This is a genomic window from Streptomyces sp. SLBN-31, from assembly GCF_006715395.1.
GTDB lineage: Bacteria > Actinomycetota > Actinomycetes > Streptomycetales > Streptomycetaceae > Streptomyces.
Genome location: NZ_VFNC01000001.1, coordinates 4,079,858 through 4,103,983, shown reverse-complemented (window position 1 = coordinate 4,103,983; position 24,126 = coordinate 4,079,858). Strand labels below are relative to the sequence as shown.

The 24,126-nt window shown below is 72.0% G+C and carries 22 protein-coding genes; 8 read left to right on the top strand and 14 right to left on the bottom strand.

All coding sequences use genetic code 11. From position 1 onward, the window contains the following. Positions 1–347 precede the first annotated feature (347 nt). Positions 348–920 (bottom strand): TetR/AcrR family transcriptional regulator, encoded by a 573-nt coding sequence (locus FBY22_RS19100; RefSeq protein ID WP_142147053.1) that lies wholly within the window; start codon positions 918–920, stop codon positions 348–350. Positions 921–1,024: 104 nt separating this feature from the next. On the opposite strand from FBY22_RS19100, the gene FBY22_RS19095 reads away from it, so the two are divergent. Then, positions 1,025–1,333, top strand: a complete 309-nt coding sequence (locus tag FBY22_RS19095; protein WP_142147051.1) for a hypothetical protein — start codon at positions 1,025–1,027, stop codon at positions 1,331–1,333. A gap of 160 nt (positions 1,334–1,493) precedes the next feature. Continuing rightward, positions 1,494–3,431: a multicopper oxidase family protein gene (locus FBY22_RS19090; RefSeq protein ID WP_142147049.1), complete on the top strand. Its 1,938-nt coding sequence runs from the start codon at positions 1,494–1,496 to the stop codon at positions 3,429–3,431. A gap of 77 nt (positions 3,432–3,508) precedes the next feature. On the opposite strand, the gene FBY22_RS19085 is transcribed toward FBY22_RS19090, so the two are convergent. After that, positions 3,509–3,772 carry a hypothetical protein gene (locus tag FBY22_RS19085; protein WP_142147047.1) on the bottom strand — a complete coding sequence of 88 codons (264 nt, stop codon included), beginning with the start codon at positions 3,770–3,772 and terminating at the stop codon, positions 3,509–3,511. A gap of 241 nt (positions 3,773–4,013) precedes the next feature. On the opposite strand from FBY22_RS19085, the gene FBY22_RS19080 reads away from it, so the two are divergent. After that, positions 4,014–5,189 (top strand): glycosyltransferase, encoded by a 1,176-nt coding sequence (locus tag FBY22_RS19080; protein ID WP_142147045.1) that lies wholly within the window; start codon positions 4,014–4,016, stop codon positions 5,187–5,189. 112 nt (positions 5,190–5,301) lie between these two features. Here the strand turns inward: FBY22_RS19080 and FBY22_RS19075 are convergent, their stop codons facing one another. Both FBY22_RS19075 and rfbA read right to left on the bottom strand, forming a co-directional pair. After that, positions 5,302–6,375: a glycosyltransferase gene (locus tag FBY22_RS19075; protein WP_142147043.1), complete on the bottom strand. Its 1,074-nt coding sequence runs from the start codon at positions 6,373–6,375 to the stop codon at positions 5,302–5,304. A gap of 60 nt (positions 6,376–6,435) precedes the next feature. Continuing rightward, positions 6,436–7,305, bottom strand: coding sequence for a glucose-1-phosphate thymidylyltransferase RfbA (gene rfbA, locus FBY22_RS19070; RefSeq protein ID WP_142147041.1), 870 nt, complete (start codon positions 7,303–7,305; stop codon positions 6,436–6,438). Positions 7,306–7,501: 196 nt separating this feature from the next. Between rfbA and FBY22_RS19065 the strand changes: the two genes are divergently transcribed. Then, on the top strand, positions 7,502–8,530 hold the full coding sequence (locus FBY22_RS19065; protein ID WP_142147039.1) for a Gfo/Idh/MocA family protein: 1,029 nt from the start codon (positions 7,502–7,504) through the stop codon (positions 8,528–8,530). Positions 8,531–8,622: 92 nt separating this feature from the next. Here FBY22_RS19065 and FBY22_RS19060 read toward each other — a convergent pair whose 3' ends face one another. The 4 genes from FBY22_RS19060 to FBY22_RS19045 all read right to left on the bottom strand — a co-directional run bounded on the left by FBY22_RS19060 (position 8,623) and on the right by FBY22_RS19045 (position 11,548). After that, positions 8,623–9,222 (bottom strand): dTDP-4-dehydrorhamnose 3,5-epimerase family protein, encoded by a 600-nt coding sequence (locus FBY22_RS19060; RefSeq protein WP_142147037.1) that lies wholly within the window; start codon positions 9,220–9,222, stop codon positions 8,623–8,625. Positions 9,223–9,241: 19 nt separating this feature from the next. Then, positions 9,242–9,901, bottom strand: a complete 660-nt coding sequence (locus FBY22_RS19055) for a sulfotransferase family protein (protein ID WP_142147036.1) — start codon at positions 9,899–9,901, stop codon at positions 9,242–9,244. Positions 9,902–9,922: 21 nt separating this feature from the next. Continuing rightward, complete coding sequence (locus tag FBY22_RS19050; RefSeq protein WP_142147034.1) at positions 9,923–10,363, bottom strand: carboxymuconolactone decarboxylase family protein; 441 nt, start codon at positions 10,361–10,363, stop codon at positions 9,923–9,925. Positions 10,364–10,519: 156 nt separating this feature from the next. Continuing rightward, positions 10,520–11,548, bottom strand: coding sequence for a methyltransferase (locus tag FBY22_RS19045; RefSeq protein ID WP_142147032.1), 1,029 nt, complete (start codon positions 11,546–11,548; stop codon positions 10,520–10,522). Positions 11,549–11,759: 211 nt separating this feature from the next. On the opposite strand from FBY22_RS19045, the gene FBY22_RS19040 reads away from it, so the two are divergent. Then, entirely contained in the window at positions 11,760–12,377 is a 618-nt protein-coding gene (locus FBY22_RS19040) for a DsbA family protein (RefSeq protein ID WP_142147030.1), read from the top strand. Between the two features lie 4 nt (positions 12,378–12,381). Here FBY22_RS19040 and FBY22_RS19035 read toward each other — a convergent pair whose 3' ends face one another. Both FBY22_RS19035 and FBY22_RS19030 read right to left on the bottom strand, forming a co-directional pair. Further along, positions 12,382–13,260 carry an NmrA/HSCARG family protein gene (locus FBY22_RS19035; RefSeq protein ID WP_142147028.1) on the bottom strand — a complete coding sequence of 293 codons (879 nt, stop codon included), beginning with the start codon at positions 13,258–13,260 and terminating at the stop codon, positions 12,382–12,384. Between the two features lie 90 nt (positions 13,261–13,350). Next, positions 13,351–14,079: an SDR family oxidoreductase gene (locus FBY22_RS19030; protein ID WP_142147026.1), complete on the bottom strand. Its 729-nt coding sequence runs from the start codon at positions 14,077–14,079 to the stop codon at positions 13,351–13,353. 247 nt (positions 14,080–14,326) lie between these two features. Here FBY22_RS19030 and FBY22_RS19025 point away from each other — a divergent pair, with 247 nt between their 5' ends. The 3 genes from FBY22_RS19025 (at position 14,327) to hemG (ending at position 18,907) form a co-directional block, all read left to right on the top strand. Then, a complete protein-coding gene (locus tag FBY22_RS19025) occupies positions 14,327–15,808 on the top strand; it encodes an FAD-dependent monooxygenase (protein WP_142147024.1) in 1,482 nt (493 codons plus the stop codon). A gap of 36 nt (positions 15,809–15,844) precedes the next feature. Continuing rightward, the gene (locus tag FBY22_RS19020; protein WP_142147022.1) at positions 15,845–17,308 is read left to right on the top strand and encodes an FAD-dependent oxidoreductase; all 1,464 of its coding nucleotides are present in this window, start codon (positions 15,845–15,847) and stop codon (positions 17,306–17,308) included. A gap of 120 nt (positions 17,309–17,428) precedes the next feature. Continuing rightward, complete coding sequence (gene hemG / locus FBY22_RS19015) at positions 17,429–18,907, top strand: protoporphyrinogen oxidase (RefSeq protein WP_142147020.1); 1,479 nt, start codon at positions 17,429–17,431, stop codon at positions 18,905–18,907. 75 nt (positions 18,908–18,982) lie between these two features. Here the strand turns inward: hemG and FBY22_RS19010 are convergent, their stop codons facing one another. The 4 genes from FBY22_RS19010 to FBY22_RS44540 form a co-directional block, all read right to left on the bottom strand. Continuing rightward, a complete protein-coding gene (locus tag FBY22_RS19010) occupies positions 18,983–20,734 on the bottom strand; it encodes an FAD-dependent monooxygenase (protein ID WP_142147018.1) in 1,752 nt (583 codons plus the stop codon). Positions 20,735–20,801: 67 nt separating this feature from the next. Continuing rightward, positions 20,802–21,299, bottom strand: a complete 498-nt coding sequence (locus FBY22_RS19005; protein ID WP_142147016.1) for a pyridoxamine 5'-phosphate oxidase family protein — start codon at positions 21,297–21,299, stop codon at positions 20,802–20,804. A gap of 103 nt (positions 21,300–21,402) precedes the next feature. Then, the gene (locus FBY22_RS19000; RefSeq protein ID WP_142147014.1) at positions 21,403–22,683 is read right to left on the bottom strand and encodes an MFS transporter; all 1,281 of its coding nucleotides are present in this window, start codon (positions 22,681–22,683) and stop codon (positions 21,403–21,405) included. Next, entirely contained in the window at positions 22,680–24,050 is a 1,371-nt protein-coding gene (locus FBY22_RS44540; RefSeq protein WP_222127783.1) for an SUMF1/EgtB/PvdO family nonheme iron enzyme, read from the bottom strand. The genes FBY22_RS19000 and FBY22_RS44540 overlap by 4 nt, the downstream gene beginning before the upstream one ends. Positions 24,051–24,126 lie beyond the last annotated feature (76 nt).

Genomic DNA, 24,126 nt, shown 5'->3' with positions numbered 1-24,126 from the left:
TGTACCCATGAGGGCGGGGCGTGTCGGCCTGCCGGGTTGTCTCACCTCTCGGCGGCACGGTCGCAGACCAGGGCATCCGAGGGAGCGCTGGAGGGGGCGCCGCTGCTGGTGTGCAGCGTTGGTGTGCTCGTCGGTGAACACCAGCTGGTGACCCGGGCCGGCGCCGGCCGCCCGCAGCCGACTGCGGCCTCGGCGCTCGTGCAGCCGGCTCTCCTCGGCGGCCCTCCGCGCTTGGGCCAACTCTTCGGTCAGCGAACCGAGTCGACGGCGCCGCAGGCCGGTGAAGGCTGCCCGGGCAGACGCCCTGATCGTGTCAGCGCGCCACGCTGTCGTGGTCCGGCACCGGTTCAGTGCGTGCTCGGCAGGTTGTGGAGCAGGGCGGCAGCAGCCCGGTCGAAAGGGGCGATGCTGCCGGCGGCGCGACACAGGATGTGAGCACCCTCGAGTGTGACGATCATGAGTGTGGCCAGGTCGGCGGCCTGGGACGGGCTCATGCCGGCAGCGGTGAGTTTCCCGGCGAGCTCGCCGCCCCATCCGGTGAACGCTTCGGCCGCGACCGTGCGCAGGCTGCTCTGGTCGGCGATGGCCGCACCGCCGTCGACGGTGACCGCCGCGATGGCGCAGCCGCCGCCCCCGGCGGACGCCTGCACCACGGGGCGGACGCCGGCAAGGAACGCCTCCACGACTTCGCGTGGCGTGCGGGCCGGCAGTTCGTGCAGGTGGCCGCGGACGTCCTCTGCGTTGCGGCGGGCGGCTTCGAGTGCGAGTTGCTGTTTGCCGCCCGGGAAATGGTGATAGATCGCTCCCCGCGCGGCACCGCTCTCGGCCAGGACGTCTGTGAAGGACATCGCTGCCAGGCCGTGGCGCTGCAGGAGTCCGATTGCTGCGCTGATCATGCGGGACTTGGTGTCCGCGGCCATCGCGACCTCCTTGACTAGTACGGCCATCCTAGTCCATGCTCACCCCACTAGGACGCACGTACTAGTAGTGCGGGCTGAACAGCCCCCGACACCGGAGGTCCGTGATGGGCAAGACCTTTCTCTACACCGAGATCCAGACGGCAGTGCCGTTCGATCAGTTCGACTGGCACCAGATCAATGCGGCGCTGAAAACCGCGCCGGGCCTGATCCGCAAGACGTGGCTGTCCGGCATCGGAACGCACACCCTCGGCGGCTTCTACGAGTTCGACAGCGCACAGAACGCCCTGGCCTTCGCCCAGGGCCCCTTCGCCGAAGAAGCCCGCCGGGCCGGAGCCCCGGCAACGACACGCCTGTTCGACGGGGACGTCGTCAAAGACGCCAGCATCGACCTGAACTCGCCCTACTACACCTGACACCGCAGGCTGCCGCCACGTCGGCCCTGACCACCGCCTCGCCCCACCGCCGGGGCGAGGCGGCCTCAACAGAAAAGCCCTTTCCGGCCAGGGGTGAACTGCCGTGCCCTGGACGGGACTTCGAGCGGCTTTGCAGCGGGTATTGCCTACTATCCGGCAGATGGAGAATCCCTCTGCCGACATACCCGACTCGCCCCTGTTCAAGCGGCGCACGCTGCTGCGTGGCGGTGCCGTGGCCGGTCTGGCCTCGCTGGTGCCCGTCTACTCCGCCTTCGGCGCTTCGCACGCTGCGGGCCCCGGCGGGCCCGAGCCGTCGGCGGAGAAGCTGCTGCTGACGAAGTTCACCGACCCGCTGCGCATCCCGCGGGTGCTGCGGCCGGTCGAGCGCGGCGATTACGACGAGCTGACGGTGCGGATGCGCACCGCCGACGTGCGGGTGCACTCGGACATGCCCGCGGTGCGGATGTGGACGTATGAGGGAAGCTATCCGGGGCCGACGATCGAGACGGTCCGCGGCCGCCGGCTGCGTATCGCCTGGGAGAATGAGCTGACGGGGACGGTTCCGGTCACCGCCGTCGACTTCGGTGCGCCCGGCGGCCCCTCCCCCGACCCGCTGTCCAACTATCCCGGCACCGCGGGCTGCCAGGAGGTGCCCGGGGTGGCCGGCCTTAAGCCGTGGGCCGCGGTGCACCTGCACGGCATGCTGACCGGGGGCGGCAACGACGGCTGGATGGAGAACCTTCTCGCGCCCGGCGACGTGCAGTTGTCGGCGTACCCGAACGACCAGAGCGCGACGGCGCTGTGGTACCACGACCACACCCACCATGTGAGCCGCTTCAGCGTGTACGCCGGTCTGGCCGGCCTGTTCGTCTGCCGCGACGAAGAAGAGCAGGCCCTGGATCTGCCCCGGGGCCGGCACGAGGTGCCGCTGGTCCTCAGCGACCGCAACTTCGACCTGGATGCCTCGGGTGCGCTCACCGGGCGCCTGGTGCACAAGGTGGAGATGGTCAACACCAAGCTCATGCGCACCCACGCCGCCCCCTACACCCTGGTCAACGGCGTGATCTGGCCCTATTTGGAGGTGGATGCGCGCTGGTACCGGCTGCGGATCGCCAACGCCGCCAACTCCCGCATCTACCGGCTGATGCTGCTGGCCGACGGCCGGCCCGTCCCGGGCGCCTTGAAGGTCATCGGCACCGACCAGGGCCTGCTCGATGCGCCCCTGGCGGTGGAGGGGGCGCTCAACCTCTCCCCCGGCGAACGCGCCGACGTCCTGGTCGACTTCAGTGCCTTCCGCGGGCAGGCGGTGAAGCTGGTCAACACCATGGAGGGCGTGCCGCCCGGCACTTCGAGCACCCGCAACGATCTGCTGGAGCCCGACGTGATGCAGTTCCGCGTCGCCGACCGCAAGCGAGCCGGCCGCTCCACCGCGCCGCCTGAGGTGCTGTCCTCCACCTTCGAGCGGATCACCCACCACGACCTGCCGCACGACGCCGCTCCCCGGTGGGTGGTGCTGGTCGGCCCGGGCGCGGCGAACGTGCCCGAACTGTGGGAGATGGAGGAGGTGATGGAGGCCGACGCGGCGGGCATCACCTTGCCTGCCGCGGGGATCGTGCAGGTCAAGGACTCCGACGGGACCCTCACGACGCTGCGGCGCACGGCGATGGACTACGACGACGGCCGGACGTTCACCGTGGCGCACGACAGTGTGGAGGTCTGGAAGTACCTCAACCTCGCCGCCTCCCCCCATCCCATGCACATCCACCTGGCCCACTTCCAGGTGCTCTCCCGCGACAACTACGACGTGACCGGCTTCGACCGCACCGTGCGCGGGACGGCGAGACCGGTGGCGTTTGTGAAGGCGGCCGAACTCGAACCGCACGAGCGCGGTGAGAAGGACGTCATCCGGGTGGGCACCGCGGGAGAGATCCGGCTGGGCCCCAACGGCACCCCGGGCGAACTGGTCACCGTCGCGGTCCGCTTCCCCGTCACCGGCCGCGGCGTGCACCACTGCCACATGCTGGAGCACGAGCAGCACATGGTGCGCCCGCTGGTGGTCGGCCCCGCCGACCACCTCCACGCCGGCCACCAGCACTGACCCGGCAACGGCGAGTGCCCGCGGCGGTGGTCGGCGCGGGCACTCGCAACACAAGAAAAAAAGAGGGGGCGGCGCGGTCAGGCGGCCTTGCGGACGATCTCCACGGGGCCGGCGTCCAGCAGGGTGCGCACGGACGCCTCGCCGTCGGCGACGTCCAGGTCCATGTCGTGCAGCAGGCCGATGACGTTGCGCACGACCTTCTCCGGCTGCGTCTTTTCCGTGCCCTCCCAGACCAGCTCCGGGAAAACGGTCAGATAGACCTTGTCGTTTCCCTGGCTGTAGATGTTCACTTCCATGACGTCACGGAGAGCCATCCGGGCTTCGTAGATCAGGTTGTTCATGTGCCACCGACTTTCGGTATCCGGTTTTTTGAGGCTTCCTGGCCACGTACCGACCTCATGATGGTCAGCGGCCGAAGAGTGCGCAACGACGTCCGGAGAATAACCCGTTCAACTGCGGGAAATCCGCGAATGAACGGGCTTGCCAATTGCCGGTGTTTGACAGAAAACGGCCGCGCTGCGGACCATCGGTACAGTTCGCGAATGCCGCAGGCCGCATCCCACGAAAAGCATCCGGAGTGCCATGAAAATCCTGTTCATAACCACGGGCAGTCAGGCCACCTACTATGCCGCTGCCCCGCTGGCGACGGCCGCGCGCAACGCGGGCCACCACGTCATGCTGGCCGCCCACGAACCGTGGGTGGAGACCGCGGAGGCCATCGGCCTTCCCACCTTCTGCTTCACCGTCGACCCGATCCGGCACTTCATGCGGATCAGCAACCCGGGCAAGGGGCTGCGCTTCCCCCGGGAGCTGGGCGACGAGGAGATGTTCGGGCAGGGCCGCGGCTTCGCGCAGATGGGCCTGGCCGGGGTGAAGTCCCTGCTGGAGCTGGCCAAGGACTGGACCCCGGACGTGGTCGTGGGCAGCTCGCAGAGCTACGCCGCGATGCTGCTCGCCGCCCACCTGAAGGTCCCCTACGTGCGCCACATCGAGTACCTGGGCATTCCGCTCACCGGTATCGACCCCGGCGCCGAGGCGGAGCTGCGCCCGGAGATGGAGCGCCTGGGCGTGGACGGGCTGCTCACGCCCGATCTGCTGCTGGACTCCACCCCGCCGTCGCTGCGCCCCTCCCACGACCCGGCCGCGCAGCCGATGCGCTGGATCCCCAGCAACCCCCAGCGCCGGCTGGAGCGCTGGATGTACACCCGGCCCGAGGGCCGCAAGCGCGTGGTGATCACCTCGGGTTTCCGCAGCCTGATGTTCCGCGACCCGGGCTGGTCCATGCCGCTGCTGGTCAAGGAGCTGGAGAAGCTGGGCGCGGAGGCGCTGATCGCGGCGAACCCCGGCGCCGTGGAGCGGTTCGGCGCCGAGCTGGGCACCGCGCGCGTGGGCTGGATCCCGATGGACGTCACCGCCGCCACCTGTGACCTGGCCGTCCACCACGGCGGCGCGACCACCGCCACCACGCTCATGGCCAACGGCGTGCCGCAGCTGGTCATCCCGGAGAACCCGCCGGAGTTCCCGCCGAACTACCACCGCGAGGCCATCGCCAAGGCCATCACCGACTTCGGCGCCGGCAAGACGCTGTGGCCGCAGGCCCAGGAGCCCGACAAGGCGCCCGGTGAAGTGATCGCCGCGGCGTGCAAGGAGCTGCTGGAGAACCCCAGTTACACCGAGCGGACGCAGTTCGTCGCCAAGGAGATCTCGACGCTGCCCACGCCCGCCGAGATCGTGCCCCGGCTGGAGGCGCTGGTCTGACGGCCGGCACACCGGCACTCCGGCAACGCCGAATCGCCCCGGGAACCGCGGAGAACCTCTCCGTCGGTCCCGGGGCGATTCGGCGTGACACATGCCCGGGTGGGCTGGGCGGTCAGCGGGCGGTCAGGGTCTCGATCTCGCGCAGCACCTCGTCCGGGGTGGGCAGCGCGGCCGCCTCCGCGGCCACGGCGCGGGCCCGCTGCGCATAGCGGGGATCGTCCAGGAGGGCGCGGCAGCCCGCCGCGATCGCCGTCTGCGGGTCCTGTCCCTGCGGCCGGTGGCGGTCCACCAGTACGGCGGCGCCGTAGCCGCTGATGGCCTCGGCGACGGCCTTGCCGTAGCCGTTGTCGGGAACGATCAGCTGGGGCACCCCGGCGTTGAGCAGCGTCATGGCCGTGGTGGCACCGCCGTGGTGGACGGCGAGGTCGCAGGTGGGGGCGACCACGTCCAGCGGGATCCAGCCGATGGTCACGTCGCCCAGCTCGGCGCCGAACCGCTCGGCGGCCTCGGGAAGCGCCGCGATCAGCACCTCCACGCCCGCGCCGGTCAGCTCGTCCACCAGCGGGCGCAGCGAGCCGGCGGAGGTGTCCAGCAGCAGGTTGCGGGTGCCCGCGGTGATCAGGGCCCGGCGGCGGCCTTCGGGGCGGGTGTACATCCACGGCTCGACGCGGCGCTGGCTGACCCGGGGCACCCAGCGCATCGACCGCGCGGCCGGCGCGCCGGGCGGGCGCAGCGGCGGCGGGCACAGGTCGATGAAGAGGTCGGGGTCCGGCAGCTCGCCAAGGCCCAGGCGCTCAAGCTGCGGGGCCAGTTCGGCCACCGCGGTCGCGTCGCGGCGGGCCATCGGGGCAATGTGCCAGATGTGGCGGACGTAGGGCACCTTCAGCTTCGCGGCGAGCACCCGCGGCACGTGGGACAGGCCGCCGACCACCAGGTCCGGGCTCCACTGCCCGCTCAGCTCCAGCAGGGCGTCGATGCGGCCGGCGGCCGTCAGGGCGTCCTGGCCGTAGCGCATGCGCTCGGGGGTGATGCAGACGGCGGGCAGGCCGACGGACTGGGCGGCCGCCATCAGCGGTTCGTCGGCGGCCAGCAGGATCTCGTGGCCGGCGTTGCGGGCGGCGGCGGCCAGCGGGGCGACGCCGAAGACGGCCGCCTGGCTGCCACCGACGGTGAACAGTATTTTCATCGCTGTCGCACTTCTTTCCGTTGCGGGAGCGGGAGCGTGCGGTGATGCGGTTGCGGGGGGTCAGCCGGCCTGGGCCATCTCCATGACGTACTGGCCGTAGGAGGAGTGGGCCAGGCGGCTGCCGAGCCGGTAGCAGGACTCCCGGTCGATGTAGCCCATGCGCCAGGCGATCTCCTCCAGGCAGGCGATGCGCACGCCCTGGCGGTGCTCGAGGACCTGGACGTAGTCGCCGGCCTCCATGAGCGCGTCGTGGGTGCCGGTGTCCAGCCAGACGAAGCCGCGCCCCAGGGGGATGAGGCGGGCCTGGCCGCGCTCGAGGTAGACACGGTTGAGGTCGGTGATCTCCAGCTCGCCGCGTTCGGAGGGCCGCAGCCGGCGGGCGATGTCGACGACCTGGTTGTCGTAGAGGTACAGGCCGGTGATGGCCAGGTTGGTGGTGGGGTGGGCGGGCTTTTCCTCCAGGGAGATGAGCCGGCCCTGCTCGTCGAGGGTGCCCACGCCGTAGCGCTCGGGGTCGCGGACCTGGTAGCCGAACAGGACGCAGCCCTCGATGTCCTGCGCGGCCCGCTGGAGCATGGGCCCGAACTCGTAGCCGTGGAAGATGTTGTCGCCCAGCACCAGGGCGACGGAGTCGTCGCCGATGTGGTCGGCGGAGACCAGGAACGCGTCCGCCAGCCCGCGGGGCTTGTCCTGCTCGGCGTAGGTCAGGGTGATGCCCAGCCAGGAGCCGTCGCCCAGCAGCCGCCGGAACATCTCCGCGTCCCCGGGCGTGGTGATGATCTCGATTTCGGTGATCCCCGCCAGCATGAGAGCCGAAAGCGGGTAGTAAATCATCGGCTTGTCGTAGACCGGGAGCATTTGCTTGGAGACCCCGAGAGTGATCGGATGGAGCCTCGTGCCATTGCCGCCGGCCAGGATGATGCCCTTCACCGTGGCGCCTCCTCGTAACTTCGTGCCAATTTAGGCAGTGCCCGCACTTTATCGGCGTCGGCCACCCGGCCGAAAGTTTCCCCGGCTGCCTCCGCATTCGAATTGCTTCCTGGTTGACAGGCACGGGTGTACTTACTCAGGCTGACGGCATACCGGTTCAGGCATGCGCATTTACTGTCGTCGTTTAGGTGGACCCGTGGAAAACGAAGATCTGACGCCCGATCTCGAATCCGAGCAGAGGGCCGGTATCGGCATCATCGGATGCGCCGACATCGCCGTGCGCCGGGCCCTGCCCGCGATCCGCCGCTCACCGTTCCATCTGGTGGCCCTCGCCAGCCGCTCGGTGGACAAGGCCCGGCGGGTGGCGGCCGGCGCCGGCTGCGCGGCCGTCGAGGGCTACGAGCGCCTCCTGGAGGTGCCCGGCATCGACGCGGTCTACATCCCGCTGCCCAACAGCGAGCACGCCACCTGGGCGCGGCGGGCGCTCGAGGCGGGAAAGCACGTCCTGATCGAAAAGCCCGCGGTGCCCGCCGAAGACACCGCCCGCGACTTGGTCGCGCTCGCCGAGGAGCGCGGTCTGGCCCTGATGGAGAACTTCGCGTTCCTGCGCCACCCCCAGCACAGCCAGGCGCAGGCGCTGCTCGCCGACGGGGCGATCGGGCAACTGCGCTCCTACCACGGCACGTTCGGCATTCCGCCGACCGATCCGCGCGGCATCAAGTACCAGGCGGACCTGGGCGGCGGGGCGCTGTGGGAGGTCGGCTGCTATCCGGTGCGCGCGGCCCAGGCCTACCTGGGTGCGTCGGCGCGGGTGCTGGGAGCGGCCTTGAGGTTCGATCCGGGTCTGGGGGTGGATGTGTCCGGGGCGGCGCTGCTGGGTGACGACGACGGGGTGAGCGCGCACTGCTCCTTCGGGCTGTCCCACGGCTACCGGTCGGCCTATGAGCTGTGGGGCAGCGAGGGGCGGCTGGTGCTGGAGTGGGCGTTCACGCCCTCGGCGAGCGCCCGCCCGGTGCTGCGCCTTGAGCAGAAGGACCGCGAGACGCGGATCCGGGCCTCGGCCTCGGATCAGTTCCTCGGGGTGTTCACCACGTTCCACGAGGCCGTACAAAACCCGGTGGCGCGGGCGGAACACCACCGCGACCTGGTGCGGCAGGCGGGGCTGATGGCCGGCATCCGCGCGCACGCCCTCGACGGGCAGAACCTGGTGGGCGCCGGCCGGTGAGGGGCGCCGGGCGCACCGAAAAAAGCAGGCAGACGGCGGGCGGCATCCGAGGATGCCGCCCGCCGTCTGCCACTCCCGCCGCGCACGCCCGCCTAGCGTGTGGCGGTCAGCGGGCGCGGCGGGCACTGGGCGTAGGTGGGCAGCAGGCCGGCCGCCGCCGCCTGGGCCAGGGTGGGCGCCGCGGCGTCCTTGTCCGAGCGGATCGGCGGCTCCTTCAAGTCCCAGGGCAGGGCCAGGTCCGGGTCGAGCGCGTCGACGTCGATCATCGTGCCGGGGACGTACTCCTGCGAGCACAGGTAGCTCATGCAGGTGTCGTCGCTCAGGGCGAGGAAGGCGTGCCCGACCCCGTCGGGCAGGTACACGGCCGTCTTCGTCTGGGGGCTTTGCAGGGTGACGTCGTAGTGGCCGAACGTCGGCGAGCCGACGCGCAGGTCGACGGCGATGTCCAGGGCGCTGCCGCGCACGCAGGTGACGAACTTGTCCTGGCCGGGCGGCACCGTGGTGCCGTGGATGCCCCGCAGGGTGTTGCGCCGCGACACCGAGTAGTTGACCTGGCGGACCGTGAACTCCCAGCCGCTGGCGGCCAGCAGCTCGCTGGCGCGCACGGACTCGAAGAAGTGGCCCCGGCGGTCCTCCAATGCCTCCGGCTGCAGGCGGTAGGCGCCGGGGACCGTCATTTCCGTTATCAGCACCGTAGTCTCCTCGCCGAACTCAACCGGTGGCGGCCGCAGTACCGGCCGCCCGGGCGATCCGCTGCCGCATGGACGCGGTGTCGTTGGTGCGCGGGAAGGCCTCGTGCGGCACGTCGACACCGAGGAGGTCGCACAGCGGCTCCCAGCCCTGCTGCACGTCGTAGACGAGGACGTTGTCCGCGCCCAGGGTCCGCACCACGTCCTCGTTGTGCCGGTGGTAGACGTCGATGGCGTGGTCCTTGTCGGCGAACCGGCCGCCGAACAGCCCGTCCCAGACCATGGCGCGGGTGATGCGCAGCAGCCGGGCCTGCGCACTGCCGGGCTCGGGCGGGTTGGCCATGCTGCGCAGCGCGAACTGGTACAGGGTGTCGTGGGTGCTGCGGTACCAGCTGTCGGCGTCGCGCACCGTGAGGATCACCTTGGCGTCGGGGAAGGCCTGGCTGAGCTGCCGGTAGTACAGGGCGCAGGGGCCGTCCACCGCGGCCTGGTAGCCGTCGAACAGGGCCGTCCAGTCGGGGCGTTCGCCGTCGCAGACGACCTCCTCCCACTGCCGCAGCCGTTCGGCGTCGCCGACGATGTCGAACATGTGGAAGGACGGGCCGCAATCGAGCCGGTCCAGGGCCGCCTTCAGCGAGGTCGTGCCGGTCCTGCCCAGACCGGCGTTGATGAGCGTGAGCACGATGGGCCCTCTTCCCTGATCTCAGCGCCAGGCCGCGTCGTCCTGGCGGGTGGCGACGTTGACCCGGTTCCACAGGTTGACCAGGCCGATGTGCATGACCAGGGCGCCGAGTTGCTCGTCGGTGTAGTACTGGGCGGACTTCTCCCAGACCTCGTCGGAGGCCATGTCCTGGGGGTCGGTCATCAGGGTGACGGCCTCGGCCATCTCCAGCGCGTGCCGCTCGGCCTCGTCGAAGCAGGACTCGGTGCGCCAGCCGGCCACCCGGGGCAGCCGCGCGTCCCACGCGCCCGCCTGCTCGTCGGGGAAGGTGTAGACGCGGCCGTTGATCTCGCTGACGCGCAGCCGGACCAGATCGAGGGTGGTCTTGGGCACGCCCGTCTTGCCGATGACCTCGGTCAGGTCGAGCAGGGGCTGCAGGGCGCCGGGAACGACCAGGGAGGGGTTGTCCATCCGTGCAGTCATCGGGATTCCTTCGTGGATATGCCGGCCTTCAGGCCGGGGAGGAAACGAAGCTCCTGCGGAGCAGGGCAGGGAAAGGCGAACCGCCTCCAGGACGATGCGGTGTCTGCGGCCACCGGCCGACACCCGTGACAAGTCGGGTGCGGTGCGCGGGGTCGTTCAGACCGGGATGCCCTCGATGACCGAGATCGGCGCGCTGGTGGGCACGGCCCGGGTGAGCTGGAAGCCGGCCTCGGCGAACAGTTCGGTGTACTCGGCGAGGGTGCGCTCCTGGGCGCCGAGCATCAGCATCAGCCAGAGGTCGATGGTGTTGCCCAGGTGCTTTTCGTTGCTCTCGGGGATCACGTACTCGATGACGAGGAGCTTGCCGCCGGGGGCGATCGCCTCGCGCGCGTTGCGCAGCGCGGTGATGGCGTCGGCCCGGGAGAAGTCGTGGATGATGTGCTTGAAGACGTAGGCGTCGCCGCCGGTGGGCAGCTTGTCGAGGTAGCCGCCGTGCTCGATGGTGAACCGGTCGGCGACCCCGGCCGCCTCGAACAGCGCCGGCGAGTCGACGGTGGCGATCTTGGAGTCGTACAGCACGCCCTTGGTGTCCGGTGCCTGCTTCAGGATGCCCGCCAGCAGGTTGCCGCGGCCGGCGATGACGTCCACGACCGTGCCGAAGACGGAGAAGTCGTAGGCGGCCAGGATCGGGTCGGTCTCGGAGGCCGAGAGCCCGCCGAACGCCTCGAAGAACACCCGGGCGTAGTCGAGGTTGGCGTGGAAGAAGTCCAGCGCGCCCATGCCGCGCAGCTTGGGCAGGTTGGCCTCGCCGCTCTCCACCGTGGCGGCCAGGTGCCCCCACTCCTCCCACAGCGTGGGGTGGCTCATCAGCACGGCGAAGCCGCGCATCGAGTCCGGGGCGTCCTCCCGCAGGTGCTCGGACATCGGGGTGTTCTCGTAGCGGCCGTCCGCACGCCGGGCGAACACCTCATGGCCGGCGAGTGCGCGCAGCAGGCGGTGGGTCGCCTGCGGGTCGGAGCCGACGCGGGCCGCGATGTCGGTCACGGACAGCGGGCCGCCGGCCAGCACGTCCGCGACGCCGAGCCGGGCCGCGACCGAAAGAGCCTGGGTGATCACCGCGCCCTGGATGAGATGGAGCAGCGCATAGGAGTCTGACTGGTCGCGAACCTCGGGCAGCACGGACATGCCTTTCCTTTCGGAGCGCCTTTTTTTCGTGGATTTCCAGACCATAGGTCGGCGATTTGGGAACCCGCAACTTCCGTATTCCCACCACGCCTTCCGGGATGTTCAACCGGGGAATTGAGCGGTTGAACAGGGCTCCGTCCAGCGCTGCTCCAGTGAAATTCCGGGGCGGCTTGTCAAATTGTTCCGGCCCGGCTACGTCGAGGAGGCCCCGTTGCGGTACGACACCCCAACCCCGGTGGATTTCTGGTTCGACCCGACCTGCCCCTGGGCGTGGATGACCTCCCGCTGGATCCTCGAGGTCGCCCGGCAGCGGCCGCTCGAGCTGCGCTGGCATCTGATGAGCCTGACCGTCCTCAACGAGGGACGGACCGATCTGCCCGAGCGCTGGCACCGCGACCTCGCGGTGCGGATGGAGCCGGTGCGGGTGTGCGCCGCCGCCGAACAGACCTACGGCCCGCAGGTGCTGGGCGATCTGTACACCGAGCTCGGCACCCGCTTCCACCTGCGGCAGGCGCCCAAGGAGCACGCCACCTACGCGGCCGCCCTGACGGCGGCGGGCCTCGACCCCCGCCTCGCCGACGCGGCGGGGGCCAAGACGTACGACGGCGCGGTGCGCGCCTCGCATCACGACGGCATCGGCCGGGTCGGCGCGGATGTGGGCACGCCCGTCGTCGCGGTCGGGGACGTGGCGTTCTTCGGGCCCGTGGTGACCCCCGCCCCCCGGGGTGAGGCCGCGGTGCGGCTGTGGGACGGGGTGCTCGCCATGGCGGCGACCGAGGGGTTCTTCGAGCTCAAGCGCACCCGCACCCGGGGACCGGTCTTCACCTGAGGCCTCAGCGGGCCGCCGCCGTCACCGGGGCGGTCCAGTTCTGTGCCAGCCAGCTCTCCAGCGTGATCAGGCCGGGCCGGGTGCGGCGCAACTCCTCAAGGTCGGCGCGGTAGCCGTCGCGCTCGAACCAGTCGAACATGTTGGCCAGGTCGGGGCGGGCGCTTCGCAGCGGCTCGATCGGCAGTTGCTGGTAGCGGGTGGGGATCCCTGAGACCGCTTCGAAGGCCGCGGCCATCTGCGGCCCGGTCAGGGCGTCGCCGGCGATCTCCACCGTCCGGCCCAGCCAGGCGTCGGCGTTCTCGAAGGCGTCCGCGGCGAACACGCCGATGTCACCGGTGGCGATGAGCTGCACCGGGATCTGCGGGTCCAGCCACATCGCCAGCACCAGGCCGTCCCCGGCCGGGCGCGGGGCGATGTCGAGCAGGATGTCGTGGAACATCACCGGGCGCAGCACGGTCGTGGGCAGGTCGAGGGTGGCCAGGTACTGCTCGACGCGGTGCTTGCTCTCGAAGTGCGGGACCCGGGTGTCGCGGTCCGCGCCGCCGACCGAGCTGTAGACGAAGTGCCGCACCCCGGCCCGCACCGCGGCATCCGCCACCGCCCGGGCCTGGCGCTCCTCGGCCTCGACGCCGCCGGGCTGGCGGAAGGTCTGCACGCTGAACACCCCGTGCACGCCGTCCATCGCCGCCGCCAGGGAGGCCTGGTCGTCCATGTCGCCGCGGATCAGGACCGCGCCCGCCTCCGCGAGCGCCCGCGCCTGGTCCTTGGCCGCATCGCGGACCAGGGCGTGCACGCGGTGGCCGCGCCGCAGCAGTTCGCGGGCCACCGCCCCGCCCTGCCGGCCGGTTGCGCCGAGCACCAGGATCGTTCCCTCAAGCGCCACTGTGTCTCTCCAAGTCTCGTGCCCGCCGGACAACGCGCCCGGCGGTGCGGTCGGATGCGGCCGCCAGGCGGCCGCCGTGCGTCGGGCGGGCTACCAGGGGATCGGTCCCTCGTCCGCCAGGCACACGCCCGACGGGCCGGACTCCTCCAGCAGGGCCAGGCGGACCACGACGGCCGCCCCCTCGGCGGGTGTGCGCCGGCCGCGGTGGTGGTTGATGTCCGTGGCCACCACGCCGGGCAGGGCCGCGTTGACCTTGACGGAAGTCCCGCGCAGCTCCTTGGCGTAGGCGAGCGTGAGCGCGTTCAGCGCGGTCTTCGACGACTGGTAGGCGATCATGTTGACGCCCGCCAGCGGGGAGCCGGGGTCCGAGGTCAGGGCCAGCGAGGCGGTGTGGCTGGAGAGGTTGACGATCCGGCCGGCCTTCGAGCGGCGCAGCAGCGGCAGCATCGCGCCGGTGACGGTGACCACGCCGAAGACGTTGGTCTCGTACACCTCCCGCAGATCCGCCGCGCTCGCGGCGCTCGGGGGGCCGGTGAAGCTGCCCGCGGTGCCGGCGTTGTTGACCAGGATGTCCAGGCGGCCATAACGCCGTTCGATCTCCGCCGCGGCCTCGGCGACACAAGCCGGGTCCCGCACGTCGAGCCTGAGCGTTGTCGCGGCGATGCCGTCGGCGGCCAGCGCGTCGGCGGCCTGCTTGCCACGCGTCTCCTCGCGCGCGCCGACGATGACGACGATCCCCCGCTCACCGAGCCGGCGTGCCACGGCGAATCCGATGCCCTTGTTGGCACCGGTGACCAGAGCGATCTTCTCGTCCGTCACGTCAGCTTCCTTTCGCGGGGCCGGTAATGCGCGCATTCACCGGGGGAGAAAAATTCCCGAAGGCACCCGACGATATTGCTGCGGCGCGGACCGCATGCTCAAGTGTTCAGCTCCGCGTTCAATTGCGCCGACTCCACGGTCGAACACCCCCCACCGCGCAGGGAATTGGTGAATCGTTGCGGCCGGAGATTGCCCTGAGTAGCTTCACCATGGCCAACCATTGCCACAGCGCAAAGGGCCTCAAAAAATGAAAACAACTGACGTCATCGTGGTCGGTGCGGGCCCGGTCGGCCTGATGCTGGCCGGAGAACTGCGGCTGGCCGGAGTGGACGTGGCCGTCTACGACCGGCTGCCCGCCCCGACCGAAGAGTCCCGGGCACTGGGCTTCAACCGGCGCGCCGCCGAATCCCTGGACCAGCGCGGACTGCTGCCCCGCCTGGGCGCGGTGCGGTGGGGCCCGATGGGCCACTTCGGCGGGGTCCGCTTCGACCTCGGCATGCTGGACGAGGACCACAGCGGGGTGCTGGGCCTGTCCCAGACCCGCACCGAACAGGCGCTGGGCCAGTGGCTGGCCGAGCTCGGCGTGCCGGTGCGCCGCGGCCGGGAGGTCACCGGCCTGCGCGAGGCGACCGACCATGTCGTGGTGTCCTACGCCGGCCCCGACGGCGCCGGCGAGGAAAGCGCCCGCTACGTGGCCGGCTGCGACGGCGCGGGCAGCACGGTGCGCCGCCTGGCCGGCATCCCCACCACCGTCTGGGAGCCCACCCGGGGCATGTACACCGCGGAGATCACCGGTGTCAGCCCGCGCCCGCGGCCGATCGGCGAACGGCTGCCCGGCGGCCGCATGGTGGTGTGCACCCCGCTGGGCGGGGGCCGCTGCCGGGTGGTCGTCCACGACCCGGCCCTGCCCGCCCGCCCCGAGCCGGGTGCGCTGACCTTCGCCGAGGTCGCCGACGCGTGGCGGCGGCTGACGGGCGAGTCCATCGACGAAGCGCAGTGCCTGTGGCTGTGGGCCTCGGGCAACTCCTCCGCGCTGGCCGAGACCTACCGGCGCGGCCGGGTGCTGCTGGCGGGCGACGCCGCGCACGAGATCCCCCCGCTGGCCGCCTGGGGGCTGAGCGCCGGGCTGCAGGACGCCGTCAACCTCGGCTGGAAGCTGGCCGCCACCGTCCAGGGCCGGGCGCCCGAGGGCCTGCTGGACACCTACCACGGCGAACGCCACCCCGTCGGGGAGCAGTTGATCCGCAACGCCCGGGCCGCCGCCAGGCTCTACCTCGGGGACGAGGCCATGGACCCGGTGCGCGAGGTGGTGGGCGAACTGCTGGCCCACAAGGACGCCGCCGAGCAGACCGCGGGCATCGTCAGCGGCCTGGGCATCCGCTACGACCTGGCCGAGGGCGACCACCCCCTGCTGGGCCGGCGCATGCCCCCCGACACCGCCCTCACCCTCGCCGACGGCGCCCGCACCCGCGTCGGCGAACTCCTGCGCACCGGACGCGGCCTGCTCCTGACATCCGCCGACACCCTTGCCGCGGCCGCCCAGGATTACAGCGACCGCGTCCACACGGTCACCGCCGCCTGGAGCATGCCCGGCACCCCCCTGGACGCCGTCCTGATCCGCCCCGACGGCTACGTCGCCTGGACCTCCCCGCACACCGCCGACGACCTCACCCAGGTGCTCGAGCACTGGTTCGGCACCGCACGCGTCCGGCAGCCCGCCGGCCGGTGAGCACCGACGGCACCCTTCGACTGAGGAGTAGATGACATGGCCAGGGATGTAATCGTCGTCGGGGCCGGCCCGGTCGGGCTGATGACCGCCGGTGAACTCGCCCTGCGCGGCGTTCACGTCGTCGTCCTGGAGCGCCTGGACGCCCCCACCCGCCAGTCACGCGGCGCGAGCTTCACCAAGCGCACCGCCGAATGCTTCGACCAACGTGGCCTGCTGGAGCGGCTGGGGGCCACCGAGCCCGCCGACAGCCACTTCGGCGGGGTGCCCATCGACCTCGGCATGCTGGAGGAGGACCACTACGGGCACCGGGGGGTCTCCCAGTTCCGCACCGAGCGGATGCTGGAGGAGTGGGTGGGCGAACTCGGCGTGCCCGTCCTGCGCGGCTTTGAGGTGACCGGCCTGCGCCAGGACGACGACGAGGTCGTGGTCAGCGTCGACGGCCCCGACGGGACCGCCGAGGAGCGCGCCGCCTACCTCGTGGGCTGCGACGGCGGGCGCAGCACGGTGCGCCGGCTGGCCGGCATCGCCTTCCCCGGCACCGACGGCCGGCGCGGCTTCCTCACCGCCGACGTCACCGGCATCGACACCCGCAAGCGGCGCATCGGGGAGGACCTGCCCGGCGGCAGCATGGTGATGGCGATGGACCTGGAGAACGGCGTCACCCGGGTCGTCGTCCACGAGGCCGGCACCCAGCCGCCCCGCGACCGAGGCGCCATCGCCTTCGCCGACCTCGCCGACGCCTGGCAGCGGCTGACGGGCGAGTCCATCCACCACGGGCAGTGCCGCTGGATCAGCTGCTTCACCGACGCCTCCCGCGCCGCGGCCGCATACCGGAGCGGCCGGGTCTTCCTGGCCGGCGACGCCGCGCACGTGCAGCCCCCGGCCATGGCGCAGGGGCTGAGCGTGGGCGTGCAGGACGCGGTCAACCTCGGCTGGAAGCTGGCCGCCACCGTCCAGGGCCGTGCGCCTGAAGGCCTGTTGGACACCTATCACGGTGAACGGCACCCGGTGGGCGAGCAGTTGGCGCGCAACGCCCGCGCGGCGATCGAACTGCGCCTGACCGGTGCGGACATGGACCCGGTGCGCGAGGTCGTGGGCGAGCTGCTGGCCCACAGGGACGCCGCCGAGTACGCGGCGGGCATGCTGAGCAACCTCGGCGTCCGCTACGACCTGGCCAAGGGCGACCACCCCCTGCTGGGCCGGCGCATGCCCCCCGACACCGCCCTCACCCTGGCCGACACCACCCGCACCCGCGTCGGCGAACTGCTGCGCACCGGACGCGGCCTGCTCCTGACGTCCGACGAGGCCATTGCCGCGGCCGCCCACGGTCACCGCGACCGCGTCGACATCCACACCGGCACCTGGACCGTGCCGGGCACGGCCCTGGACGCCGTCCTGATCCGTCCCGACGGCTACGTCGCCTGGACCTGCCCCGGCACCGTCGACGACCTCACCCAGGCCCTCGAGCGCTGGTTCGGCACCGCACACGGGACCCTCTAGGCGCTCTCGACCGGGGGGCTGGGCCCCCCGGCGAGACTGCCAGGACCTGTCTTGACGCCGCAGGAATCGGCGGCGCAAGACGGCCCCTCTTTCGACACTAACCGCGAAGGATCTGGTCAAATGGCTGGCACCGAACAGGATCAGGTGAGTGGAAAGCCCCATGTGGTCGTCATCGGGGGTGGCATCGCGGGACTGGCGGCGGCGTTCCAGCTCCGCAACGAGCCGGTCCGGGTGACGGTGCTGGAGGCGTCCTCCCGGCTCGGCGGGAAACTGTCGGTCTCCGAGGTCGCGGGCGTCGCCGTCGACGAGGGCGCCGAATCGCTGTACGCCAACCGGCGCCGCACGACCGGGCTGATCGCGGACGCCGGACTCGGCGAGAAGATCATGTCGGCGGGTGTGACGGCGTCGGCGATCTGGAGCAGGGGCGAGATCCGGCAGCAGCCGGACCGTCAGTTCATGGGCGTGCCCTGCGACATGGACGACCTCGCCCGCTCCGGCGTGGTCTCGGGTGAGGGCGTGGAGCGGGCCCGGCAGGATCTGGTGCTGCCCTCCTTCGACCGGGAGGGTGACGTCTCGGTCGCCGACTACGTCGGCGGGCGCTTCGGCCAGGAGGTCGTGGACCGTCTGGTCGAGCCGTTCCTGGCCGGGGTGTTCGCCGGCCGGGCCACGGACCTGTCGTTCGAGGCCACGCTGACGCCGCTGGCGAAGGCGGCCCGCTCGCACGTCTCGCTGGCGGACGCGGCCGGCTCGCTGACGCCCGTGCTCGCTCCGGGGCAGAAGCCGCCGCCGGTGCGGGTGGCGACCCTGGAGGGCGGGTTCGGCTCGCTGCCCGCGGTGCTGGTGCGCGAGGTGCTGGCGGCGGCGCCGGACGCGTCGGTGCGCACCGACGCCCCCGTCCGCGAGCTGGCCCGCAGTGCGGACGGCTGGCGGATCAGCGTGGGCACGGCCTCCGGGACGGAGCACCTCACGGCGGACGCCGTGATCATCGCCGTTCCGGCCGCTCCCGCGGGCCGGCTGCTCGCGCAGGTGCCCGGCACCGGCCGGGCCGTCTCGGCGTTCGCCGAGGTGCCCTACGCCAACGTGGCGGTGGTGACCCTCGCCTATCCCCGTTCGGCGTTCCCCGGCGGCCTTGCGGGCCGCGGCTATGCCGCCTACCGGGTGCCGGCGCCGGAGGGCAAGGCGGTCAAGGAGGTCACCTTCACCACCGTGAAGTGGCCGCACCTGGCCGGCGAGGTGGAGATCGTGCGCTGTGCGATGGGCCGGTTCGGCGAGGAGGACCTGCTGGGCCGCGACGACGCCGACCTGGTGGCGCTGGCGACCGCGGAACTGGCCGAGGCCACCGGGGTGCACGGTGTGCCGGTGGCCAGCCGGGTCAGCCGCTGGCAGGACGCGCTGCCGCAGTACACCGTCGGCCACTTCGAGCGGGTGCGGCAGATCCGTGAGACGGTCGCCGCCCAGCCTGGTCTCGCCGTGTGCGGCGCCCTGTACGACGGGGTGGGTGTGGGGGTGTGCATGGCCTCCGCGCGGCAGGCCACCGAGCAGGTGCTGGCCTGGGTGAAGCAGGACGCCGCCGCCCGTGCGACGGCGGTCGGAGCCTGAAGGCTTCTCCCCCGACACTCAAAAGCGGCCGTGCCCGGTGGGCACGGCCGCTTTGGTGGTGCGGTCGGGGCGCGCTCAGCGGTCCAGCACCGTGGCGAAGACCTGCGCCAGGACCTGCTCGGGGTCGCCGGCGCCGTCCGTGCTGCGCCAGGCGACGTGCTGGTCGGGACGGACCAGCAGGGCGCCGCTGTCGGTGATCTCCCGCACGGCCGCCCAGCCGCCGTCGACGTCGGCGTGAGTGCCGCCGGCGCCGATGCTGACCGTGCGCAGGGCGACGGAGAACTTCTCCGCCACGCGTACGGCCGCCTCGCGCCAGGCTGTGCCCTCGGGGCCGGTGATGAGGGTGAAGTCGGTCGGGCCGGTGAGGTCCAGGGTGGACAGGCGCCGGCCGCCGGCGGTGATCCAGGCGTGCGGCAGCCGGTGTCCGGGGCGGGAGGTGGGCTGGTGCTCGTTGCGCATGGGGACGCGGGCGGGCGGCGTGCTGCCGTCCGTGACGAGCGCGCCGTCCTCGTAGTGGAAGCCGACCTCCATGTCGAGGGACTGGCAGCCCCCGCGGTGGGTGTGGAAGATCTCCAGGGCGCGGGCCCGCACGGTGTCGCCGAGCGGCGAGGGGTCGAAGTAGGACTCCAGGCGCTGCCTGCGGCGGCCGGCGGGGATGTTGTGGCCGGCGCCGACGGCGTCGATGACGGCCTGGTGGTGGACGGCCGCGGAGACCGCCCAGTCCACGTTCTCCCGGCCCACGGGCCGGCGTTCGGCCTCGTAGCTGTCGACCAGGGTGTCGCCGGCGCGGCCGGCGAGGACCGCGGCCAGCTTCCAGGCGAGGTTGTGGGCGTCCTGGATGCCGGTGTTCAGGCCCAGGCCGACGGCCGGGGGCTGGCGGTGCGCGGCGTCGCCGGCGATGAGCACGCGGCCCACCCGGTAGCGGTCGGCGAGGTGGGCGTGCACGATCCAGTCCGTCACCTTGTGCACCGTCACCTGAAGGTCGGGGATGCGCAGCAGCTCGCGGATGCGGGGCACGACGTTGTCGTTGTTCCAGCGTCCGGGCGGGCCGGGGGCGAAGTGCAGGCCCCACTGCTCGCACTCCTTGCCCCAGCGCGGCCCCATCTCGATGAGGTTGCTGGACAGGTCGGGGTCCTCGGGGCTGAGGAAGTGCGTGATGAGCGTGCCCTCCTCCCACCATTCGGAGAGGTCGGCGGAGAAGTACACGGTGGTGGTGTTGACCAGGCCGGGCGGGCCCTGCAGCTGGATGCCGACCTCGGATCCGACCATGCGGCCGCCGTCGGCGCCCAGAAGGTACTGCGCCGTGACCGTGGTGGTCTCCCCGCTCTCCACGTTGCGGATCTCGGCGACGACGTGGTCGCCCTCCTCGCGGAAGGAGGTCAGCTCGTGGTGGAAGAGGATCCGCCCGGGATTGCGCTGCTCGGCGTGCCGGCGCAGGATCGGCTCCAGCCACATCTGCGGCAGCTTGGCGGGCAGCAGCGGCCCGGCCGCCGCATAGGTCTCGCGCAGCGCGCCGCCGCCGAAGGCGTCCATCTCGTGGATCAGGCGCCGCTCCAGCGGCCCGTCACCGGCGAGCGTGGTCTGCCAGCGCACCTTGCCGAACTTCTCCAGCGGCGCCGCCTCGGCGAGCACGTCGTCGGCGACGCCGTGCTGCCGGTAGATCTCCATCGTGCGCTGGTTGAGGTAGTGCGCCTTCGGAACCCTCGATGTGTCCGGGTGCCGTTCCACCAGCAGATGATCGACGCCCTGGTCGGACAGGAAGACGGAGGCGGACAGACCGCACCCGCCACCGCCCACGATCAGAACCGGAACCTCGATGGCTCCCATATTCGCCCCTTAAGAATCGGCCGATGCCTTGCCAGTCGCAGCCTGGCAAAGCCCTCTTCAGCACCGGTCAAGCACGACTGGACCGCAGCCGCGACCGCTCGCGCCAGGTGCGGCGCCGACCGGTGGGCGCCGCGGACTGCTCGCTGTAGGCCCAGCCGAGCCAGTCCTTGATGTCGACCGCCACCACCGGTCCGCCGTCCTTGAGGTAGCGGGCGCCGTCGAACTGCTCGTACTTGCCGTCCAGCAGGCCCAGCGCGCGGGTGCGCTCCGGGCCGTCGCCGATGACCCGGGCGGTGCCCCGCAGCCGCACCCACCACGCCCCCAGCCAGTTCTCGTCGTAGCAGTCGGCCAGGACCGTCACCCGCGGGTCGCGGTCGAGGTTGCGCAGCCGCTTGGGCCGCGGATTGCCGCTCTTGGGCTTGTCGGTGGGTGAGTAGAAGATGCCGCCGTCGACCACGAAGATGACCGGCACGACATGGGCGCGCCCGCGGTCGTCGACCGTGGCCAGCCGCACGGCCCGCTCCCGCTCGAACCGGCTGCGCATCTCTTCCTGTCCGAGTTTCATCCGTTGCTCCTTGGTCTGCCTGACAGTGCCCGGCGCCGGACATGCCGAAGTCACGCCCGCGGCACCTGGCCGGCCGGGCGGGGCCCGCACCTTGCGCGGGGGTCTACCGCTGTTCGGTGCTCACCAGCGGTTCGTGCCGCTGCGGGCGGTGCCGGCGCCGGCGCAGCAGCAGGATCAGGACGGCGCCCAGGGCGGCGAGGGCGATGGTGGTCTGCCCGGACAGGCGGATGGTGCCCGTCGCGCCGAACGCGCCGATCAGGGGGCCGGCGAGGACCGCGCCCAGCGGGGTGGCGATCACCAGGATCGCGCTGCGGAACGCGCTGAGGCTGACCAACTCCTCCAGGGGCGCCTTTTGTTGCAGCAGGGTGATGCTCACCGGCCCGTAGGGCGCGTAGATCAGGCCGCCCAGGCCGAAGCCGGCGATGCCCGCGGCGAGGGTGCCGAAGTGGGCGAAGGGCAGGATCGCCAGCCCCCAGCCGGCCACGATGGCCAGCACGGTCGGCCACAGCGGCAGCCGCCGCAGCGTTCCGGTGATCCAGGTCCCGATCACCGCGCCGACACCGAACGCGCTCCAGATCCAGCCGAGCACGGTGGGATCGGAGCCCATCCGCTCGGCCACGACCAGGGGGACGGCCACCTCGATGGGCCCGTACAGCAGGTAGAAGACGAACGACAGGCCCAGCAGGCCCAGCAGTTCGGGGTGGCGGGCGAGGGTCTGGCCGCTGCGCCGCAGCGGCACCGGCGGCCGCCGCTCGAGGGTGCCCTCGCCGCGTACCCGGGCCGTGACCAGGGCGAGGTAGGCGTAGCTGAGCGCGTCGGCGGCGAGCACCGCGGCCGGCCCGAGGGCGGCCGAGACCAGACCGGCCAGCGGGGGGCCGGTGATGAACGACAGCTGCTCCTGGCTGCCCACCAGGGCGTGGCCGGCCAGCCGGTCTTCGGCCGGGAGGGTCTCGGCGACGAAGGTCTGCCGGCCGGCGATCCCCCAGGCGTGCAGGATCGAGGACAGGGCGAGCAGGGCGATGTAGGTCGCGGCGGTCAGCAGTCCGGTCCAGTACAAGGCGGGGATCAGGGCGAACAGGGCGCCGCGCAGGAGGGCGTTGACCAGGATCAGGCTGCGGGCGTTGCGTCCGCTGAGCCAGCGTCCCAGGGTCAGGGAGCCGAGCGCGGCGGGCAGGCTGTAGGCGGCGACGGCGAGCCCCACCACCAGGGACCGGTGGGTGGGGGCGGCCAGTTCGACGGCCAGCCAGGCCACCCCGATGAAGCTCATGCCGTCGCCGAGGAAGGAGACGAGGAATCCGGGCTGCAGCCGGCGGAAGTCGGGGTTGGCCAGGCAGCGGGTGTAGCCCTCGGGCAGCACCCGCTGAATGCGCCGTGCCGGGGTCATCGAGCGGGCCCCTCCGATTCGCTCACCGCGCAGCGGAACCCGATCTCCGGACTCCTGGTCACCAGCGTCTTGCCCGCCCGGCTGAGCGTGGTGAGCAGCGCGGGCGGTGAACTCCACGCCCCGCCGCGGACGCTGACCTCGGCCGACCACTCCCCCCACAGATCGCCCGGGTCCATGGCGGCGAAGCGCGGCTGTAGGGGGAGGCCGTCCAGGAAGCGGGTGGAGGTCCACTCCCACACGTTGCCGCACAAATCCCTCACCCCGAAGGGGGATTCGCCACCCGGCAGGTTCACCGGGCCGGTCAGTGCGGGCAGGTGGGCGACAGACAGATCCGCGAGCCGGCGCAGCCACGCGGCGCGGTCCAGGCCCACATCGCCGTCCCAGCCCAGGAGCGCGTGCAGGCCCCGCACCCGCTCGGGCCGGAAGTCGGCTCCCCACGGGTGGCGGCGGTGGTCGTCGCCGCGGGCGGCCCGCTCCCACTCGTCCTCGGTGGGCAGCCGCTTGCCGCACCAGGCGGCGTAGGCGACCGCGTCGTACCAGCTGACCCCGGTCGCCGGATGGCCGCCGGCGCAGCGGGGGTCGTCGGCGGTGGAGCGGGTGTGGTCGGTGTTCCTGGGCTCGTCCGGATGGCACCACAGGTGGCCCTGCTCACCGACGTCGGCGACGAACGCGTCGTAGTCGTCGTTGGTGACCGGGCAGGTGTCCAGGTAGAAGCCCTCGACGGTGACCTCGGCCACCGCGGGCTCACCCGGATCACCCCAGGAGCGTTCCTCGCCGGGAGGTGTGCCGCGGCGCAACCGTCCGGCCGGGATGTGCCGCATCCCCTCCAGGGAGAGCCGGCTGGGCAGCCGGTCCGCGGACAACGGGACGGGAAGCTCCTCAAGAACCGTGTCTGCCAGTGCCGTGTCGGCGAGCAGGGTCTGTGCCGAGGCCAGCGCCTGGGCGTCCGCCACCGTCACGTAGTTCCCGGCGCCGCCGGCGATCTGGTCGGGTGAGCGGCCCAGCACGGCCAGCAGGGCGTGCAGCGCGGACGGGCCGCCCGCCGCGCGCAGGGCCGGCGTTGCGGCCAGGGCCGCCAGGGCCGGGCCGCGCACGGTCTCGTCCGGGTCGGCCAGCGCCCAGCCGACGGCCTCCGCCGCCAGGTCCGGGGCGAGCCGTACGGCGGCCGCGAGGGCCTGGCGGCGGATCTCGGGCATCTCGTGCAGCAGGCCGACCGCCAGGCATTCAGCGAGCAGCTGCGGGTCGGCCAGCTGCTCCAGGGTGCTCAGGTAGCCGGCGATCAGGGCGTCGCGTTCGGCGGCCGGCCCCTCGGCCCAGGCGGCGAGGTGCAGGACTTGGGGCGGAACGTCCGCGGTGGTGGTGGTCATCGGGGCCTTCCTTCGTGGATACCCCGGCCTTCAGGCCGGGGAGGAAACGAAGCAACTGCGGAGCAGGGCAGGGAAA